Annotated in this window: 12 protein-coding genes and 2 pseudogenes; 5 read left to right on the top strand and 9 right to left on the bottom strand. The window is 72.7% G+C overall.

All coding sequences use genetic code 11. The features are described 5' to 3' along the window. Positions 1–130 precede the first annotated feature (130 nt). The 4 genes and pseudogenes from CA983_RS25625 to CA983_RS25610 all read right to left on the bottom strand — a co-directional run bounded on the left by CA983_RS25625 (position 131) and on the right by CA983_RS25610 (position 3,545). Complete coding sequence (locus CA983_RS25625) at positions 131–1,495, bottom strand: phosphomannomutase/phosphoglucomutase (RefSeq protein ID WP_086603226.1); 1,365 nt, start codon at positions 1,493–1,495, stop codon at positions 131–133. Between the two features lie 102 nt (positions 1,496–1,597). Beyond that, a pseudogene (locus tag CA983_RS25620) lies at positions 1,598–1,940 on the bottom strand (L-lactate permease); the annotation flags it as partial. 184 nt (positions 1,941–2,124) lie between these two features. Continuing rightward, a pseudogene (locus CA983_RS25615) lies at positions 2,125–2,997 on the bottom strand (L-lactate permease); the annotation flags it as partial. 125 nt (positions 2,998–3,122) lie between these two features. Then, complete coding sequence (locus CA983_RS25610; protein ID WP_010034669.1) at positions 3,123–3,545, bottom strand: DUF3499 domain-containing protein; 423 nt, start codon at positions 3,543–3,545, stop codon at positions 3,123–3,125. A 294-nt stretch (positions 3,546–3,839) separates the two neighbouring features. On the opposite strand from CA983_RS25610, the gene CA983_RS25605 reads away from it, so the two are divergent. Next, complete coding sequence (locus tag CA983_RS25605) at positions 3,840–4,295, top strand: metallopeptidase family protein (RefSeq protein ID WP_082320043.1); 456 nt, start codon at positions 3,840–3,842, stop codon at positions 4,293–4,295. A 54-nt stretch (positions 4,296–4,349) separates the two neighbouring features. Here the strand turns inward: CA983_RS25605 and CA983_RS25600 are convergent, their stop codons facing one another. The 3 genes from CA983_RS25600 to CA983_RS25590 all read right to left on the bottom strand — a co-directional run bounded on the left by CA983_RS25600 (position 4,350) and on the right by CA983_RS25590 (position 9,988). Continuing rightward, the gene (locus tag CA983_RS25600; protein ID WP_086603224.1) at positions 4,350–5,876 is read right to left on the bottom strand and encodes a DUF5719 family protein; all 1,527 of its coding nucleotides are present in this window, start codon (positions 5,874–5,876) and stop codon (positions 4,350–4,352) included. Further along, positions 5,873–9,547, bottom strand: a complete 3,675-nt coding sequence (locus tag CA983_RS25595) for a glycosyltransferase family 2 protein (RefSeq protein WP_086603223.1) — start codon at positions 9,545–9,547, stop codon at positions 5,873–5,875. Before CA983_RS25595 ends, CA983_RS25600 begins: the two co-directional genes overlap by 4 nt. Positions 9,548–9,724: 177 nt before the next feature. Then, on the bottom strand, positions 9,725–9,988 hold the full coding sequence (locus CA983_RS25590) for a WhiB family transcriptional regulator (protein ID WP_010034659.1): 264 nt from the start codon (positions 9,986–9,988) through the stop codon (positions 9,725–9,727). 663 nt (positions 9,989–10,651) lie between these two features. On the opposite strand from CA983_RS25590, the gene CA983_RS25580 reads away from it, so the two are divergent. From CA983_RS25580 to CA983_RS25565, 4 genes are all read left to right on the top strand, one after another. After that, complete coding sequence (locus CA983_RS25580; protein WP_086603221.1) at positions 10,652–11,149, top strand: cysteine dioxygenase; 498 nt, start codon at positions 10,652–10,654, stop codon at positions 11,147–11,149. Positions 11,150–11,273: 124 nt separating this feature from the next. Next, positions 11,274–12,233: a 2-phospho-L-lactate transferase gene (cofD, locus tag CA983_RS25575; RefSeq protein ID WP_086603220.1), complete on the top strand. Its 960-nt coding sequence runs from the start codon at positions 11,274–11,276 to the stop codon at positions 12,231–12,233. Further along, positions 12,230–13,558 carry a coenzyme F420-0:L-glutamate ligase gene (locus CA983_RS25570; protein ID WP_086603219.1) on the top strand — a complete coding sequence of 443 codons (1,329 nt, stop codon included), beginning with the start codon at positions 12,230–12,232 and terminating at the stop codon, positions 13,556–13,558. The genes cofD and CA983_RS25570 overlap by 4 nt, the downstream gene beginning before the upstream one ends. A gap of 159 nt (positions 13,559–13,717) precedes the next feature. Then, on the top strand, positions 13,718–14,719 hold the full coding sequence (locus CA983_RS25565) for a DNA-3-methyladenine glycosylase family protein (protein WP_086603218.1): 1,002 nt from the start codon (positions 13,718–13,720) through the stop codon (positions 14,717–14,719). Between the two features lie 202 nt (positions 14,720–14,921). Here the strand turns inward: CA983_RS25565 and manB are convergent, their stop codons facing one another. Together manB and CA983_RS25555 are read right to left on the bottom strand one after the other, a co-directional pair. Continuing rightward, the gene (gene manB, locus CA983_RS25560) at positions 14,922–16,004 is read right to left on the bottom strand and encodes a mannose-1-phosphate guanylyltransferase (protein ID WP_086603217.1); all 1,083 of its coding nucleotides are present in this window, start codon (positions 16,002–16,004) and stop codon (positions 14,922–14,924) included. 134 nt (positions 16,005–16,138) lie between these two features. Beyond that, positions 16,139–17,365 (bottom strand): peptidoglycan recognition protein family protein (locus CA983_RS25555; protein ID WP_107500275.1); only part of this gene is annotated, 1,227 nt, incomplete at its 5' end.

The following is a 17,365-nucleotide window of genomic DNA, read 5'->3' as shown; positions in this document are numbered from 1 at the left end:
GGGCGGGGGGTGGTCGGTGAAGGGGCTCTGCCCCTTTGACCCGCCAGGGGGCTTCGCCCCCCTGGACCCCCGGGCCTGTGCCCACCCGCCGCCCGACGCGGTCGTACAAGAGGCCGAACTCGCCTCCCCGTCACCCCCTGATGATCGCCAGTGCCTCGTCCCTCACCCTGGCCATCGTCTCCGGGTCCCTCGCCTCCGCGTTCAGGCGGAGCAGTGGCTCCGTGTTGGAGGGGCGGACGTTGAACCACCAGTCGGTGGCGGAGACGGTCAGGCCGTCCAGCTCGTCGAGGGTGATGCCCTCGCGGTTCTCGTACGCGGAGCGGATCGCGGCGAGGCGGGCCGCCTGGTCGGTGACCGTGGAGTTGATCTCGCCGGAGCCGGCGTAGCGGTCGTACTGGGCGACGAGGGCGGAGAGGGTGCCCTCCTGGCCGCCGAGGGCCGCCAGGACGTGGAGGGCGGCCAGCATGCCCGTGTCGGCGTTCCAGAAGTCGCGGAAGTAGTAATGGGCGGAGTGCTCGCCGCCGAAGATCGCGCCCGAGCGCGCCATTTCCGCCTTGATGAAGGAGTGGCCCACGCGGGTGCGGACCGGGGTGCCGCCGTTCTCCAAGACGACCTCGGGGACCGACCAGGACGTGATCAGGTTGTGGATGATCATGCCCTTGCCGCCGTGCCTGGCCAGTTCGCGGGAGGCCACCAGGGCGGTGATCGCCGACGGGGAGACCGGCTCGCCGCGCTCGTCGACGACGAAGCAGCGGTCGGCGTCGCCGTCGAAGGCGAGACCCAGGTCGGCGCCCTCTTCGCGGACCCGCTGCTGCAGGTCGACGAGGTTCGCCGGGTCGAGGGGGTTGGCCTCGTGGTTGGGGAAGGTGCCGTCGAGTTCGAAGTACATCGGGACCAGCGTCAGGGGCAGGCCGGCGAAGACTGAGGGGACCGTGTGGCCGCCCATGCCGTTGCCCGCGTCGACGACGACCTTCAGGGGGCGGATGGACGTCAGGTCGACCAGGGAGCGCAGGTGGGCCGCGTAGTCCGACAGCGTGTCGCGGCCGGTGATGGTTCCGGGGGTGGCGGCGGGCTCGGGGCCGCCCGACTCGCTCCAGCGCTCGACCAGTTCGCGGATCTCGGCGAGGCCGGTGTCCTGGCCGACCGGGGCGGCGCCCATGCGGCACATCTTGATGCCGTTGTACTGCGCCGGGTTGTGGGAGGCGGTGAACATGGCGCCCGGCAGGTTCAGCGCGCCCGAGGCGTAGTAGAGCTGGTCCGTCGAGCACAGGCCGATCTCGGTCACGTCGGCGCCGAGCGCCGCGGCCCCACGCGCGAAGGCACGCGACAGGCCCGGTGAGGAGGGCCGCATGTCGTGCCCGGTCGCGATGGCGCTCGCGCCGGTGACCTGCACGAAGGCCGCTCCGAAAAGCTCGGCCAGGGACTCGTCCCACTGGTCGGGGACGACCCCGCGTACGTCGTACGCCTTCACGACCTGCGACAGATCAGCAGCCACGGCCAACCTTCCTGAAAAGTACTGTCGGTCCGCACAAACTACCCCCGGCCGCTGACAGCGCGCTGGGCGGACGCCAAGAGGACTCCCAGCCGTAACCTCAGGTCAGGGCAGCATCCAGCCCAGGACGGGCGTGCTCCGGCCGACCACGATCAGGCATATCACCAGCAGCAGGCCCCAGGCTCCACGGCAGCGCCTTCCGCAGCAGGACGCCCTCGCGGCCCGCGAGTCCGACGGCCGCGCAGGCGGTGGTGAGGTTCTGCGGGGAGATCATCTTGCCGAGGATGCCGCCGGAGCTGTCGGCGGTGGCCAGCAGGTCGGGCGACAGTCCCGCCTCGCGGGCGGCGGTCACCTGGAGGGCGCCGAAGAGGGCGTTGGCCGAGGTGTCCGGCCCGGTCACGGCGACGCCGAACCAGCCGAGGACGGGCGACAGGAAGGCGAGCGAAGTCGGCGCCGTTCACTTGAGCGAGTCGGGGTTGCCCGGACTCCGGAGACGTCCGGTGGGCCCGGTTGTACGGGGTGTCGACCACGCTAGGTGCGGGGCGCAGGCCATCGCACCTCCTGCTCGCCGAGCAGTTGGACGCGGCCGGAACCCCATCGAAGCCATCGGTGATCCGGGCAGCGAGCCCTCCTTGGTCATCCAACTCCTCGCTGCGTACGCCGGTCAGCACGGAGGCGCGTACGGACTCGGCGGCGGGCACGCGCGCGTGCGGGAGGGCGGCCAGGGCGCCCGCGTCCGCCAGGGTGGCGCCGATGTCGGCGACTTGGGCGGAGACGTAGTGGGAGGCGGCGAACTGGGCGACAGCGAAGGCGACTTCCGCAGGCGAGGGCGGGCACCCGGGTCTCGCGCAGACCCCGTCGGCCGTCCACGAGCCAGACCAGCAGGAGGGGCACCACGAGGGCCGGCAGCGGCGTCTGACGGCCCACCACGGACGCCACGGAGTCCAACGGGAGTCCGGTGACCTGGGCGAGCGTGACGACCGGCGTGCCCATCGCCTCGAAGGCCACGGGCGCGGTGTTGGCGACTAGGGCGACGACGGCCGCGCGCACCGGTTCGAACCCGAGGGCGACCAGCATGACCGCGCTGATCGCGACGGGCGCCCCGAAGGCGGCTTGCGCCTCCAGCAGCGCCCCGAAGCAGAAGGCGATGACGAGTGCCTGGATGCGGGGGTCGTCGGAGAGCCGCCCGAAGGACCGGCGCAGGATGTCAAGTGCCGGGTGCGGACGGTCATCCGGTACGCCCACAGGGCGTTGACGACGATCCACAGGATGGGGAAGAGGCCGAACCCGGCGCCCTGGGCGGCGCCGGAGAGCGTCTGCCCCAGGGGCATGCCGTAGGCGAGCCGGGCGACGAGAACGGCGGCGAGGAGGCCGGTCAGGCCTGCCGGGTGCGCTTTCCTGCGGACGCCGCCGAGCGGGATCAGAACGATCAGGAGGGGCAGGGCTGCCACGAGGGCGGACGGGCCCAGTGAGCCGGCGACGAGGTCCAGTTCCTGGACGTACACCGGCGCCTCCCCGGTTCCGTCCGTCACGTGAAAGCGATTTCTCGCGACCCGACCTCAAAGCGGAATAGTCATGTCCGCGCCAAGCCTGCGTCCATGGGTGTGCACGGGGAGGAACCGGGGTGCGGTCAGTTGTCGGGCGAGCGGAGGACGCGCAGGTGCCCTCGCCGGGCGACCTCCATCGGGTCGGCCGCGCGCCCGCCGCCACCGGCCCCGGCCGCTCGCTCCTGGGGACGGGCCGCCTCTCGCACGGCGTTCGCAAGCGCTTCCAGGTCGTCGCCGCTGGGGCGCGCCGGGGCCGAACCGTCGAGGAGCCGGACGACCTCCCAGCCGCGCGGTGCGGTGAGGCGCTCGGAATGCTCGGCGCACAGGTCGTAACAGTGGGGTTCGGCGTAGGTGGCGAGCGGGCCGAGGACCGCGGTCGAGTCGGCGTAGACGTACGTCAGCGTCGCGACGGCGGGACGGCCGCAGGCGGTGCGCGAACAGCGACGTACAGGGCTCACGACGTTGGACGGTACCGCACTCTTGAGCGGGCCGCGACGACTCTCCACCAGGTCACTCCCCCGTGTCGTGCTGTGAAACGCCCCACACACCCCTTCGGGCGCACCCCGCTGACCTGCCCGGACACGGTCGCCCGGGGTGTCGAACGGTCCCTCAAGCGGTCAAGAGCCGTCACAAAACCCTCAATTGCCGTGAGGTCGCCGGTCTCGGCGGGATACGGAATCGAGCCCAACCTTGGCTGGAATGGTCATGTAACGACATGCCGTGCCGGTCGGCCGGAAGCCGTCCGTACCGCCGTGCGGTGCCGGGCACAGGGGCGCGGCGGGGACTACCCTTCACCAGTGATGGACAAGCCCGTAACGCCCCGAGCCGCCGCCCCCGGGCCCCGCCGTCGTGACCGCCACGGCAGAGGCATGCGCGGCCCGATCGCACCGCCGCAGGTGCCGCTCGCCGCCAGCCGTGCGGAGGCGTTCGCGGATCTGGTGCAGGACTCCGTGGAACGCCTGGAGCGGCGGTGGCCGCAGCTCGCCGACATCGACTTCCTGGTGCTGGAGGTGCCGCGGCTCGACGGGCCCGGACAGGCCTGGAACGACGAGGCGGTTCCGCTGGGCGGCACGATCAGTGCCCGCGAGGGCCGCCCCGCGCGCGTGGTGGTCTACCGGCGGCCCGTCGAGATCCGCACCAAGGGGCGCGACGAGCGGGCGGCGCTGGTGCACGAGATCGTCGTCGAGCAGGTCGCCGAGCTGCTGGGGCTGACGCCGGAGACGGTGGATCCCCGGTACGGCGAGGACCAGGGCTGAGACGGCCGGCAGCGGTCGGAGCTGCTTCTGCGGCACCGACCGCAGCAGTCGGCCCTACTTCTGCAGCACCGACAGGTCCTCGTCCGCCTCCGGTACCGCGACCGTCCCCCGGTCGTCGGGGAGCGTCTGCACGGTGAAGCCGGGGACGCCGCCCTCCGTCGCCGCCAGGGTGCGGGCTCCGTAGACCGGGCCGCCGGACTTCGGCTCGACCGTGAGCGCGTACGTGCCCTTCAGGCCGCTGGGGACCGGGGGCTCGATGTCCTGCGTCGTGCCTGCCTTGATCGTGTACGTCTTCGACACCGGCGTGCCGCCCTCGCTGCCCGCCGAGGCGGTGACCTCGACCGTCGCGGCGCGGCCGGGGGCGGTCAGGGAGAGCGTGCTGCCCTTGGCGCTGTTGTCCGCGGACGTCGCGCGCGCGCCGACGGGGCGGGTGGCCGGGATGAACGCCGTCTCCTGCTTGTCGCCCTTGCCGCGTACGACCCGCAGGGCCGCCACGACCGGCACGGACCGGTCCGTCGGCGTCAGCACCAGGGAGCCCGCCTCGCCGCGGGTCACGTCGCCCAGGTCGACGGCGGTGGTCATGCCGCCCTTGACGTGCACCGTCTCGTTTCCGGCCGGGGTGATCAGCCCGGAGGGGGAGGCGAGGCGCAGCTTGAGGTCCGCGTCGGCGTCGCCGGGGGTGAAGGCGACCAGGCGCACGGAGGTGGCGTCCTTGGGGATGCCGGGCAGGACCAGGCTGCCCGACGGGTCCGTGGACGCGGCCAGCCAGTCGCCGCCGAGCTTGTCGTCCAGGGCCTGCACGGCGGCGCCGACCCGCCCGCTGCGGACGTTGACGTGCACGGTGAGGTTGGTCTGCTCCTCGTCGGTGAGGGTGGACAGCAGAACCGGCTCGCTGGAGTGCGGCTGGACCGTGATGCCCTCCCCCACCGTGGACTGGAGGGCGCCGTCCTTGCCGTAGAGCTCGATGTCGACCACGGCGGCCGAGTCGTCGGGGTTCGTCAGATGGACGTAGTCGGTGCGGTCGGCCGCGGTGCTGGCGCCGGGGAACCAGAAACTCGTGTCCGGGGCCGTGCAGTTGACGCCCTGGAGGCCGCGCCCGGTCCCCACGGCGACCTCCGTCGTCTCCTGGACGGTCCAGCCGGGCGCGAACCTGCCGTCCGCCGTCCCGACCAGGGCGGGCGATTCGGCGCCCGAGCTGTCACCGGTGACCGGCTTGCCGGGCTCCTTGGAGGTCGGCACGGTCTTGCCGGTCTTCCGCTCGCCGGACTTCCCGTCGTCCTTGCCCTTGGCGCCGCCCGCTCCCGAGCCGTCTCGCGACTCCTGGGCGGCCGCCCGGAGTTCGGCCCTGCCGCCGCTCCCGGTGCCCTTCGTGACAGGCGTGAAGGACGTGTACGACGTCTCCGCGATGTCGGACATGCTGGGCGCGGGGCACAGCAGGCTCGTGCGCTCGACGGGCAGTTGGGCGGCCGCCTTGGCGGTGGATTGCGTGCCCGGGGTGTCCGGGGCGGACAGCGCGGCGAATCCGGTGACGGCGGCGAGCGCGGTCGCGCCGGCGATCAGGGACAGGGTCGTGCGGTTCACTGCTGGCTCCCGTCGGGACGCTCACTGCCCGTGCCGTGGGGGTGGTGCTGCTGCGCCGGGTCGTACGGCGTGCCGTAGCCCTGGGGGTAGGCCTGGTCGTAGCCCGTCTGGTCGTAGCCCTGCTGGTCGTAGGGCGGGTTCTGGGACTGGCCGCCGTACGCGTACGGGTCGTACTGGCCGCCCTGGTACGGATCCGCCGGGTACTGCTGTCCGTAGGCGTCCGCCGGGTACTGGGCGCCCTGGTACTGGTCGCCGTAATTCGCGTACTCGCCGCTCTGGTGGCCGGCGTGGTCCCACTGCCCGTGGTTCTGCTGCTGGGGCACGGGTGCCGGGGGCTGCTCGGGCTGCGGGGGCGGGAACTCCTCGGGCTGCGCCGCCCCTTCGGCCTCGGCCTCCGCCTGGGCGCGCAGGCGGCGGGCTCGGCGGCCCTCGCCCGCGACCGGCTGGGCCGGGACGGCCGGCTCCTCGGGCAGGTCGTCGTCGATGTCGCGGCGCCTGCCGGGCAGGGCGAGCACGACGAGTACGACGGCGAGGAGGCCCTGCGCCCACAGCCACGCGGTGTGGCCGACCGGGTCGTCGTAGGTGACGTCCAGCCTGCCGCCGGTGGCGGGGAGTTCGAAGCCCTGGGCCCAGCCGTCGACCGTGGTGCGGGTCAGCGGCTTGCCGTCGAGCGTGGCGGTCCAGCCGTCGGAGGCGGTGTCGGCCAGGCGCAGCACGCGTCCGTCGGAGCCGGCCGGGATCGTGGTGTGGATGTCGACGGGCCCGGCGGCGACGGGCTGGGGGGTGCCGGAACCGGAGGCGGGGACGATGGTGGCGCGGGCGACCTCCTGGTCGATCTGCCACAGCGCGCCGCCGTTCTGCTGGCTGAGCCGGGTCAGGCCGGGCGTGGCGTCCAGGACGCGGGTGACATCGCGGGGCGCGCCCTGGTGGACGAGGACGTAGCGCACGGCGAAGCCGCCGAGCTGGTCGGCCTGGTCGGCGCCGGAGCCGGCGACGAGATTGGCGACGACCTTGTCGAGCCTGCCGTTCTCGCCGTCGGCCGCGGCGATCTCGCCGTCGCCGAGACGGGCGCCGGAGCCGCGGACCAGCATGTAGCCGACGTGGGAGGCGGAGTCGCTGTCCAGGACGAGGGTGCGGGCCTGGTCGCTGCTGCCGCTCTCCTCGGCGACGAACGCGGGCACCTGGGTCGGGTCGCGCCGCTCCAGGGGGCCGTCGGCGCCGCGGATCATCCAGCCCGCGGCGACGAGCAGCGGGCCCGCGGCCGAGGCGAAGGCGATCAGCACGGCGACCGGCTGGCGCCAGCCGAAGCTCTGCTCGGCCACACGCGCGCGTGCCCCGTCGGCGCCGAGCGCGGCGGCCGCCAGCAGGGCGATGCCGTAGACGAGGGTCGCGGGGCCGGACCAGGTGGAGCTGTTGGACAGGACCGCGAAGACGTAGCCGGTCAGGGCGGCCGTCCAGGCCGTCCAGATGCCCAGCCGGCGTTCCGAGCGGAGCAGGGCGGCGAGTGCGGCCAGCACGATGCCGATCAGCATGAGGCCGCTGACGGTGCCGGGACCCCCAGGGCTGGCGCCGAGCAGGTCGAGGGCGGAGGCGGCCGCGGGGCGGTACTCCAGACCGGCTTCCCGGAAGAACCCGAACGGGAGCAGCGACAGCGACCAGGGCGCGAGGAGCAGCAGGGGCGTGCCGAGCTGGGCGAGGAACCGCAGCCCGTACGCCGTGATGTCGGTCCGGCGCAGGACCAGCAGCCCGGCGCCGAGGAGCAGCGCGATGGGCCACACGATGGGGGTGAACGCGGTGGTGATGGTCAGCAGCAGCGCGTACGCCCAGGTGGCGCGCCAACTGCCGCGCGCCCCCGAGGGGTTCGCCAGGCCGCTGGCGGCGATGCCCGCGCGGGCGATGAGCGGCAGCAGCACGGCCAGGACGGCGGTGCCGATCCGGCCGCCGGCGAGGGCGCCGGTGGCGGCGGGCAGGAAGGCGTAGACGACGGCCGCCCACGCGCGCAGCAGCCGGGACTGGACCAGCGGGCGGGAGGCGAAGTAGGCGCTGAGACCGGCCAGCGGCACCGAGCAGACGAGCAGCAGCGTGACGGCGAGGCCGGTCGAGCCGAACAGCAGGGACGCCATCATCGCCACGAGCGCGAGGTACGGCGGCGCGGCGGAGGTGCCGCCGGCGGCGACCGGGTGCCAGGCGTCCAGGTAGCGCGCCCACAGTTCGGAGGAGTCGGCCGGGGCGGGCAGCAGGGCGCCGCCCGAGAGCGCGCCGCCGCCGAGGAGTTCGCGGCAGGCGACCAGTGAGACGAGCAGCAGCACCAGGAAGAGCACCGGGCCGGGCTTGCGCGCGATGCGCTTGAGCCGGGCGAACTGCTCGATCTCCAGGAAGTCGGCGTCGTCGCCGCCGGGACCGGACTCGACGGCACCGCCGTGCCGTCCGGCGCCGGAGGCGACCTCGGAGTCGGAGCGGTCGACGAGGTTGCCGGCGACCTGCTCGACGGTCATGCGGACGGTCGCGCCGGGCGGCGGGAACAGCGGCCGCAGCTCGTCCTTGTCGATCCGGGGTGTGCCTCTGCCGCGGCGCCCGGCGAGGATCCGCTCGGGCCTGAGCAGCGTGCCCATGAGGCCGCGGATCTCGTCGACTGCCTGTCCGGGGACCTTGCCGACGAGGTAGGCGACGGTCCGCAGCAGGGTGCCGAGCACGATCCGCAGCAGCACCCAGGGCAGCACGGCCGTACGCGCGTTGACGAGCAGGGTGTAGACGGCGCCGGCCTTGTCGACCTTGTGCGGGGATGCGGCCGTGCGGCCCACGCAGTCGACCGTGCGGCGCTCGCGGGAGGCCGCCTCGGCGTGCCGGACGACGGCCTCGGGGGCGACCAGGACGCGGTAGCCCGCCGCGTGCGCGCGCCAGCACAGGTCGACGTCGTCGCGCATGAGGGGCAGGTGGCGGTCGAAGCCGCCGAGCTGTTCGAAGACGTCGCGGCGGATCAGCATGCCGGCGGTGGACACCGACAGCACGGGCCGGACGTGGTCGTGCTGGCCCTGGTCCTGCTCGCGGCGGTCCAGGCCGGTCCAGCGGCGGCCGGAGTTGGCGATGCTGACGCCGACCTCGAGCAGCTGCCGCCGGTCGTACCAGCCGCGGAGCTTGGGCCCCACGACGGCCACGTCCTCGCGGCCCAGCTCGTACTCGTTGTCCACGACCCGCAGCAGCTGGGCCAGGGCGTCGGGCTCCGGGGCGCAGTCGTCGTGCAGCAGCCACAGCCACTGCACCGGCTCTCCGTGCGGCAGCTCGGGCAGGTCGTACGCGTCGTCGCGCCAGGAGCGGGTGACCGGGTCCCAGCCGCTGGGCCGCTTCAGGTACGGGAGCTGCTCGGGGGTGAGGACCGGGGCGGTGCGGCCGCACTCCTCGACGGCCTGGCCGAAGCCGGTGCGGCGGGCGAGGTGCAGCACGCGGTCGGCGCCGAGGGCGTCGGTGACCAGCTGGGCGGAGGCGTCCGCGCTGCCGGTGTCGGCGCCCATCGCGTACTGGACGGGTCGCTCCTGGCCGAGCAGCCCGGCGAGCGCGTCGGGCAGCCAGCGGGCGCCGTCGTGGGAGACGAGGACCGCGGTCACCACATGACGCGGGAACTCAGGTGCGGCAGCGCTGTCGTGATGAGCTGCCGGGTGGCTGTGCACGGACATCGAGGTACGGGCCCCGGTTCGCTGGACTGCGGTGGACGCCTGCGACCGGTGGGGGCAGCGGGGCGTCTCGGACGAGCGACCACACTATCGGCTGCGCAACAAGGGGGCCCGCCGCCTGTGGATAACCACCTGCGACGGGCCGTTCAACCGTGCGTGCGTACGGATCCGGGATGCCGGTCAGACCGCTGCCTTCTTCAGCCGACGGCGCTCCCGCTCGGACAGGCCGCCCCAGATGCCGAATCGCTCGTCGTTGGCGAGGGCGTACTCGAGGCACTCGGAGCGGACCTCGCAGGCGAGGCAGACCTTCTTGGCCTCCCTGGTCGAGCCGCCCTTCTCGGGGAAGAAGGACTCGGGGTCGGTCTGGGCGCACAGTGCGCGCTCCTGCCAGCCGAGCTCCTCGTCCGCGTCGTCGACCAGCAGTTGCTGCACCGTCTCGGTCATGTGCGCCCCTCGTCTGTCTTTCGCGTCCCCGTGATCTAGCCGTTACCGATTCCGGCTGAACGACACGAGTGAAATTACAAGTGTGCTGCTCCGGGCGAGTCAAGCCGAGATCTGCTATTGAGCCCCTTATTCACTCTGCGGAACCAAGCCCAAGCGGAAAGTGTTCAAATCACCATAAAACCTGACACACCGACGGAGCCCGCTGGGGCTCACGCCGTCCGCCGGACCCCTTGCAGACCTGTACGGAGAAGGACGCTCAGAGGTTCGATCTCGTTCCGACACGCACCTCGAAGCGAAACGGATCACAGTCGGATCACGACTACGCAACGGGGTTTGTGCGCCCGGTTGGACGCCATGTGTCCCGGGCGGGCCGTGAACAAACCTTTCATCTGAGTGAACGACCGGATGAGGTGAACCACATCGCACATGGCGGGTGCCGAGTTGACAGTGGGGGTGTGAACCGGTGTCCTAGTGGGCATGCTCGCGAACTTGGCACTCACCTCGACCCGCACCGCCGGGTCCCTCGGTGCTGCCCGCGCTCGCTGTAGCTGTTGCTGTTGCTGTTCCAGCTGTTGAGCCCCACCCGCTCCAGCTGAAGGCCGAGCCACCCCTCTCTCGGCCTCTGTTCCCTCTGACCTTCTTCACTGAGGAACCACCACACCCATGAACAGCGACAGCGACCTCCAGATCGCCGGCGACATCCTCGAAGTCCCGCATCTGCTCCAGACCCCGCGCGAGCACCCGGCCACCGTCGCCGAGTTCGTCGGACTCGCCCGCTCCATCGCCGCCGACCGCTCCCAGTGGGAGCACCTCGTCCGGTACGACGCGACCAGCCGCTGGTACCACCGGCTGCGCACCGGCCCGGGCTACGAGGTGTGGCTGCTGTCCTGGGTGCCCGGGCAGGGCAGCGGGCTGCACGACCACGGCCGCTCCTCCGGTGTGCTGACCGTGCTGGACGGCACGCTGACCGAGCGCACGGAGCGGGGCGCACGCGCCTTGCGGGCAGGCGCGCAGCGCGTTTTCGCGCCGGGGTACATGCACGAAGTCGTCAACGACGCACTGGAGCCGGCGGTCAGCCTGCACGTCTACTACCCGGGCCTGACGGAGATGCCGATGCACACGGCCCAGCACTGCGAGGCCCGGAGCGTACCGGGGCCGTGACTGCCTGACCGATGGCGTGACGTGTCCGATCGGTTGGCGTGACTGCCTGACCGGTTGCCGTGGCCGCTGACCGGTTGCGGTAGTCGCTGACCGGTTGTCGTAGGCGCCTGCAAGACTGGCTTCCATGCGCATTGTGGTTCTGGCAGGCGGCATCGGTGGTGCCCGGTTCCTGCGTGGTCTGAAGCGGGCCGTGCCGGACGCGGACATCACGGTCATCGGCAACACCGGGGACGACATCCACCTCTTCGGGCTGAAGGTCTGCCCGGACCTCGACACGGTGATGTACACGCTCGGCGGCGGCATCAACGAGGAACAGGGCTGGGGGCGCGCCGACGAGACCTTCCACCTCAAGGAGGAGCTCGCGGCGTACGGCGTCGGGCCCGAGTGGTTCGGCCTGGGCGACCGGGACTTCGCCACGCACATCGTGCGGACCCAGATGATCGGCGCCGGGTACCCGCTGAGCGCGGTGACCCAGGCGCTGTGCGACCGCTGGGAGCCGGGCGTGCGGCTGATCCCGATGTCCGACGACCGCGTCGAGACCCATGTGGCCGTCGAGATCGACGGCGAGCGCAAGGCGATCCACTTCCAGGAGTACTGGGTGCGGCTGCGCGCCTCGGTGCCCGCGGAGGCGATCGTGCCGGTGGGCGCCGACCAGGCGAAGCCCGCGCCGGGGGTGCTGGAGGCGATCGCCGAGGCGGACGTGATCCTCTTCCCGCCGTCCAACCCGGTCGTGTCGATCGGCACGATCCTCGCCGTGCCCGGCATCCGGGAGGCCATCGCCGAGGCCGGAGTGCCGGTGGTCGGCCTGTCCCCCATCGTCGGTGACGCGCCCGTGCGGGGCATGGCCGACAAGGTGCTCGCCGCCGTGGGCGTCGAGTCGACCGCGCCGGCGGTGGCCGAGCACTACGGCTCGGGCCTGCTGGACGGCTGGCTCGTCGACACGGTGGACGCCGGCGCGGTGGAGCGGGTCGAGGCGGCCGGGATCCGCTGCCGGGCCGTGCCGCTGATGATGACCGACACCGACGCGACCGCGCGGATGGCGCGGGAGGCCCTGACACTGGCGGAGGAGGTGCGGGGAGCTTGAGCGGCGAGGTCCCGGAGAAGCGGCAGGGTGCCGACGGGTACCGGGTGTGGGCACTGGGCGGGATGCCCGAGGTCACGGCCGGGGACGATCTGGCCAAGCTGATCGCGGCCGCCGAGCCCGGTCTGGCCGACGGGGACGTCCTGCTCGTCACCTCGAAGATCGTCTCCAAGGCGGAGGGCCGGGCCGTCCGGGCGACCGACCGGGAGGCGGCCATCGACGCCGAGACGGTACGGGTGGTCGCCCGGCGCGGCAGCCTCCGGATCGTCGAGAACCGGCAGGGCCTCGTCATGGCCGCGGCCGGGGTCGACGCGTCCAACACCCCGTCCGGGACGGTGCTGTTGCTGCCCGAGGACCCGGACGCCTCCGCCCGCGCGATCCGCGACGGACTGCGGGACGTCCTCGGCGTCGACGTCGGTGTCGTCATCACCGACACGTTCGGGCGGCCCTGGCGCGCGGGGCTCACGGACGTCGCGATCGGCGCCGCCGGAGTGCGCGTACTGGACGACCTGCGCGGCGGCACGGACGCGCACGGCAACCCGCTCAGCGCCACCGTCGTCGCCACGGCCGACGAACTCGCCGCGGCCGGCGACCTCGTCAAGGGCAAGGCGGCCGGGCTCCCCGTCGCCGTGCTGCGCGGCCTGCCGCACGTGCTGGCGCAGGACGACGGAGAGGGAGCGCGGGCCATGGTGCGCGGCGCGCGCGACGACATGTTCCGGCTCGGCACGTCGGAGGCGATACGGCTGGCGGTGACCCAGCGGCGTACGGTCCGGGCCTTCACGGACGAGCCCGTAGACCCAGGAGCGGTACGGCGGGCGGTGGCCGCGGCGGTGACGGCCCCGGCGCCGCACCACACCACCCCGTGGCGCTTCGTGCTGCTGGAGTCCGGGGAGTCGCGGACGCGGCTGCTCGACGCCATGCGGGACGCCTGGATCGCCGATCTGCGGCGGGACGGCAAGACGGAGGAGTCCATCGCCAAGCGGGTGCGGCGGGGGGACGTACTGCGGAACGCGCCGTACCTCGTCGTCCCCTGTCTGGTCATGGACGGCTCGCACACCTACGGCGACGCGCGGCGCGACGGGGCCGAGCGGGAGATGTTCGTGGTCGCCGCCGGCGCCGGCGTGCAGAACTTCCTGGTCGCGCTGGCCGGGGAGCGGCTGGGGTCGGCGTGGGTGTCCTCGACGATGTTCTGCCGGGACGTGGTGCGCGAGGTGCTGGGGCTGCCGGCGGACTGGGATCCGATGGGCGCGGTGGCGGTCGGGCATCCGGCGGAGGAACCGCGGGCGCGGCCGGAGCGGGACGCGGGGGCTTTCATCGAGGTGCGGTGACCGGCGGCGGCCGGCGCTTACGCTCTTAGCGCTGCTCCTCTCATGCCCCCTCTCATACATCCCCTCTTAGCGCCTCTCGTACATCCCCTCTTGGCGCCTCTCGTACATCCCTTCTTGGCCCTCTCGTATCTCCCCTCTCGTATCCCAGGGACTTCGCTCATGGCAGGACGGTTCGCTCCCCGGCCCACGCGTACGACCGTGCGCGGCGGGCATGTCGGCGTCGCCGGGGGCGTGCCGCGGCAGGCCGTGGGGCCGGGGCGGGTGCGCGACTGGGTGCCGGACGGGCCGCTGGATCTCGGTCTGGTGCTCGGGCCGCTGCGGCGCGGGCCGGGTGATCCGACGTTCCGGGCGATGCCGGACGGGTCGGTGTGGCGGGCCTGTCGTACGCCCGCCGGGCCAGGGACGCTGCGGGTCTGCGCGTACGGCGGTGGGGTGCGAGGCCAGGCCTGGGGGCCCGGGGCGGAGTGGCTGCTGGACCGGTTGCCGGAGCTGCTCGGGGCCGGCGATGACCCGTCCGCGTTCGTGCCCCGGCATCGGGTGGTCGCGCTGGCCCGGCATCGGCGGCCGGGGCTCAGGCTGACGCGGAGCGGGCTCGTGCTGGAGTCGCTGATTCCGTCGATTCTGGAGCAGAAGGTCACGACCGATGAGGCGTACCGGGCGTGGCGGTTGCTGGTGCGGAAGTTCGGGGAGCCGGCGCCGGGGCCCGCGCCCGGGCGGATGTATGTGATGCCGGAGCCTCGGACGTGGGCGCTGATTCCGTCGTGGGAGTGGCATCGGGCGGGGGTCGACAACAAGCGGGCGTCGACGATTCTGCGTGCGGTTCGGGTGGCCGGGCGGTTGGAGGAGGCTGCCGGGATGGAACCGGGGGCGGCTCGGGCGCGGCTGGAGGTCGTGCCGGGGGTCGGGCCGTGGACGTCGGCGGAGACGGTGCAGCGAAGTCATGGAGCGCCGGATGAGGTGACCGTGGGGGATCTGCATCTGCCCGGGATCGTGGGGTGGGCGTTGGCCGGGGACCGGGATGCGGACGACTCCGTGATGCTGGAGTTGCTGGAGCCGTATGCGGGGCAGCGGCATCGGGCGGCTCGGTTGATTCTGCTGAGTGGGAGGGTGCCGGGGCGGAGGGCGCCGAAGATGCCGCGGTGGGATATCGGGGGGTTGTGATGTGCTGCCCGTTGTTCCGGTGCCGCGGTGGTGGTGCTGGGGCGGGGGGTGCGCCACTCAGCGTTGCAGGGTGCTCGGCGGTGGTGCTGAGGCCGGGTGGGTCCGCAGCCCGGCAGAGCGGGGTGCCGCTTCTTTGGGACGGGTGCCGCCCCAGCGGCACGACTGCCCGCAGGCGGCGGCCGGCGGTAGCCGTGCATAGTCGCTACTGGTCCGAAGAGAAGCGGACCGCTCCCGCTGGGATTCGGGCGTCGCACCAGATGCGGGCGCCGTCGCGGAGTTCGTTGTCGGGGCCGATGATCGCGCCGTCGCCTATGACCGTGCCGGTGAGGACGGAGCGTTCGCCGACGCGGGCCCGGGTGCCTATGAGGGAGTCGGTGATGACCGCGCCGGGTTCGATCACGGCGCCCGGGAGGATCGTGCTGCCGAAGACGCGGGCGCCCTCCGCGACGAAGGCGCCCTCGCCGACCACCGTGCCGCCGGACAGCTTCGCGTCGGCCGCGACCGTCGCCGTCGGCAGGACCAGGCGGTCGCCGCAGCGGCCGGGGACCGCGGGGGACGGRGCCCGGCCCAGGACGAGGTCCGCCGAGCCCCGGACGAACGCCGCCGGTGTGCCCAGGTCCAGCCAGTACGTCGAGTCGACCATGCCCTGGAGATGCGCCCCGGCGGTCAGCAGGTCCGGAAACGTCTCACGCTCCACCGACACCGGCCGGCCCAGCGGGATCGTGTCGATGACCGAGCGGCGGAAGACGTACGCCCCCGCGTTGATCTGGTCGGTGACGATCTCCTCGGGCGTCTGCGGCTTCTCCAGGAACGCCAGGACCCTGCCCGTGTCGTCCGTGGGGACGAGGCCGTAGGCGCGCGGGTCCGTGACCTTGGTGAGGTGCAGGGAGACGTCCGCGCCGGTCGTCTCGTGGGTGTCGACCAGGGCCCGGATGTCGAGGCCCGTCAGGATGTCGCCGTTGAAGACGAGGACCGGGTCGTCGGGGCCCGAGTGCAGCCGGGAGGCGACGTTGCGGATGGCGCCGCCCGTGCCGAGGGGCTCCTCCTCCGTCACGTATTCGAGGTGCAGCCCCAGCGCGGAACCGTCACCGAAGTACGGTTCGAAGACCTCGGCCAGATAGGACGTGGCCAGGACGATGTGCTCGACACCCGCCGCTCTCGCTCTCGCCAGTTGGTGCGTGAGGAAGGGCACCCCGGCCGCCGGCACCATGGGCTTGGGCGTGTGCACCGTGAGCGGGCGCAGCCGGGTGCCTTTGCCGCCGACCAGGAGGATCGCTTCTGTCACGTGTCGTCTCTGCTTCCTGCCGGGACCGGCCGAACTGTCTTTCGGCCGGTCAGTGTATGCAGACCGTTCCGTGGCGCCTTCGCTGGCCGTGCGGCGTTCCGCCCGCTGTCCCCCGACGGCGGTGAACGTGTTTCTCAGCGGCCCTGGTACCGGGCCGCCTTGGAGCGGGCCGAGCCGAGCTTGCCGTAGAGCTTGCGTCCCGGGCAGGACGTCTTGAATCCGTCCCGGTGACCGGAGATCACGTTCAGTCGTACCTTCTTACCTTTTCGATGGAGATTGCTACCAGCCGACTTCAGGTATGTCTTTCCCCGCGGATTCATCCCGTGCAGGCCCAGCTTCCACGCCGTGAGCCGGGCGATGGCCTTGACTGCGGCGGACGACGGCTTCTTGACGCCGTACGACCCGAGGACGGCGATCCCCATGCTGTTGTTGTTGAAACCAAGGGTGTGGGCGCCGAGGACCGGCCGTGCCACGCCCCCGGCGCGGCCCTCGTAGATCTTTCCGCACTTGTCGATGACGAAGTTGTAGCCGATGTCCCGCCAGCCCATGCTCTTGACGTGGTAGCGGTAGATACTGCGGATGAGTGACGGGACCTGCGAGCAGCGGTAGTTGTTGCCAGAAGCCGTGTGGTGCACGAAGGCCGCCTTGACCTTCTTGGTGTATCGGAAGCCCCGCTCCCGCAGCCCCTCGTTCGCGCCCCAGCCGCGCCGCGTGACGATGCGCGGGCGCGGACCGACGTACGGCCTCGCCTGCTGCTGCTCGGTCAGCTCGCCGGCGTTGAGGCCGAGGAACTCCTGCGCGGTCTCCGCGGCGTTCAGTGCCGGGATCTCGGTGGCGTCGAGGGGGGCCAGGTCGGCGTTGACGACGGAGGCCTCGGTGGCGGCGGAAGCCTCGCCGGCGAGGTCGGCGGTGCGGGGGCCGTCCGCGGAGGTGCCGGGCGGCGGGGCGTCATCGCCCGGGTCGACGAGTTCGAGGCGGAGGCCGTAGGGGAGCGGGGGCGCGGCGGCCAGGTTGCGGGTGCCCGTGCCGTGGTGCGCGGAGGCGGCTTCCGCCCTCTCGGGTCGGGAGCGGACCCGGAGTTCCACGCCGTCGGAGTCCCCCACCCACAGCGGTGCCGTGGCGCCGCGGACGCGGCCCGACGTGCTCTCGGGCGTACCCCGGTCGGCCGCGTGGTCGGCGTTGTGCGTCTCGACGTCCTGCCAGCCCGACCAGGTGCCGGTGTCGGCGGCTCGGGTACGGACCTGGACGCGGCCGTGCAGTTCGGCTTCGGGATCGTCCCAGACGATGCCGAGGAGGGAGAAGTGGCGTACGGGACGGCGGGTCACGCCCTGCTCGTGGACGTCGGGGGCGGTGGGGGTGGC

Origin of the sequence: Streptomyces swartbergensis (genome assembly GCF_002148965.1) — a bacterium.
Taxonomy (GTDB): Bacteria; Actinomycetota; Actinomycetes; order Streptomycetales; family Streptomycetaceae; genus Streptomyces; species Streptomyces swartbergensis.
The sequence above is the reverse complement of the archived record's forward strand: the minus strand, read 5'-3'. Positions and strand labels throughout refer to the sequence as shown.

Bases quoted from the DNA above. Each gene is read 5' to 3' on its own strand.
- CA983_RS25605 (WP_082320043.1), top strand. From the start codon at position 3,840: ATGGACAAGCCCGTAACGCCCCGAGCCGCCGCCCCCGGGCCCCGCCGT.
- CA983_RS25595 (WP_086603223.1), bottom strand. From the start codon at position 9,547: ATGTCCGTGCACAGCCACCCGGCAGCTCATCACGACAGCGCTGCCGCA.
- CA983_RS25590 (WP_010034659.1), bottom strand. From the start codon at position 9,988: ATGACCGAGACGGTGCAGCAACTGCTGGTCGACGACGCGGACGAGGAG.
- CA983_RS25580 (WP_086603221.1), top strand. From the start codon at position 10,652: ATGAACAGCGACAGCGACCTCCAGATCGCCGGCGACATCCTCGAAGTC.
- cofD (WP_086603220.1), top strand. From the start codon at position 11,274: ATGCGCATTGTGGTTCTGGCAGGCGGCATCGGTGGTGCCCGGTTCCTG.
- CA983_RS25565 (WP_086603218.1), top strand. From the start codon at position 13,718: ATGGCAGGACGGTTCGCTCCCCGGCCCACGCGTACGACCGTGCGCGGC.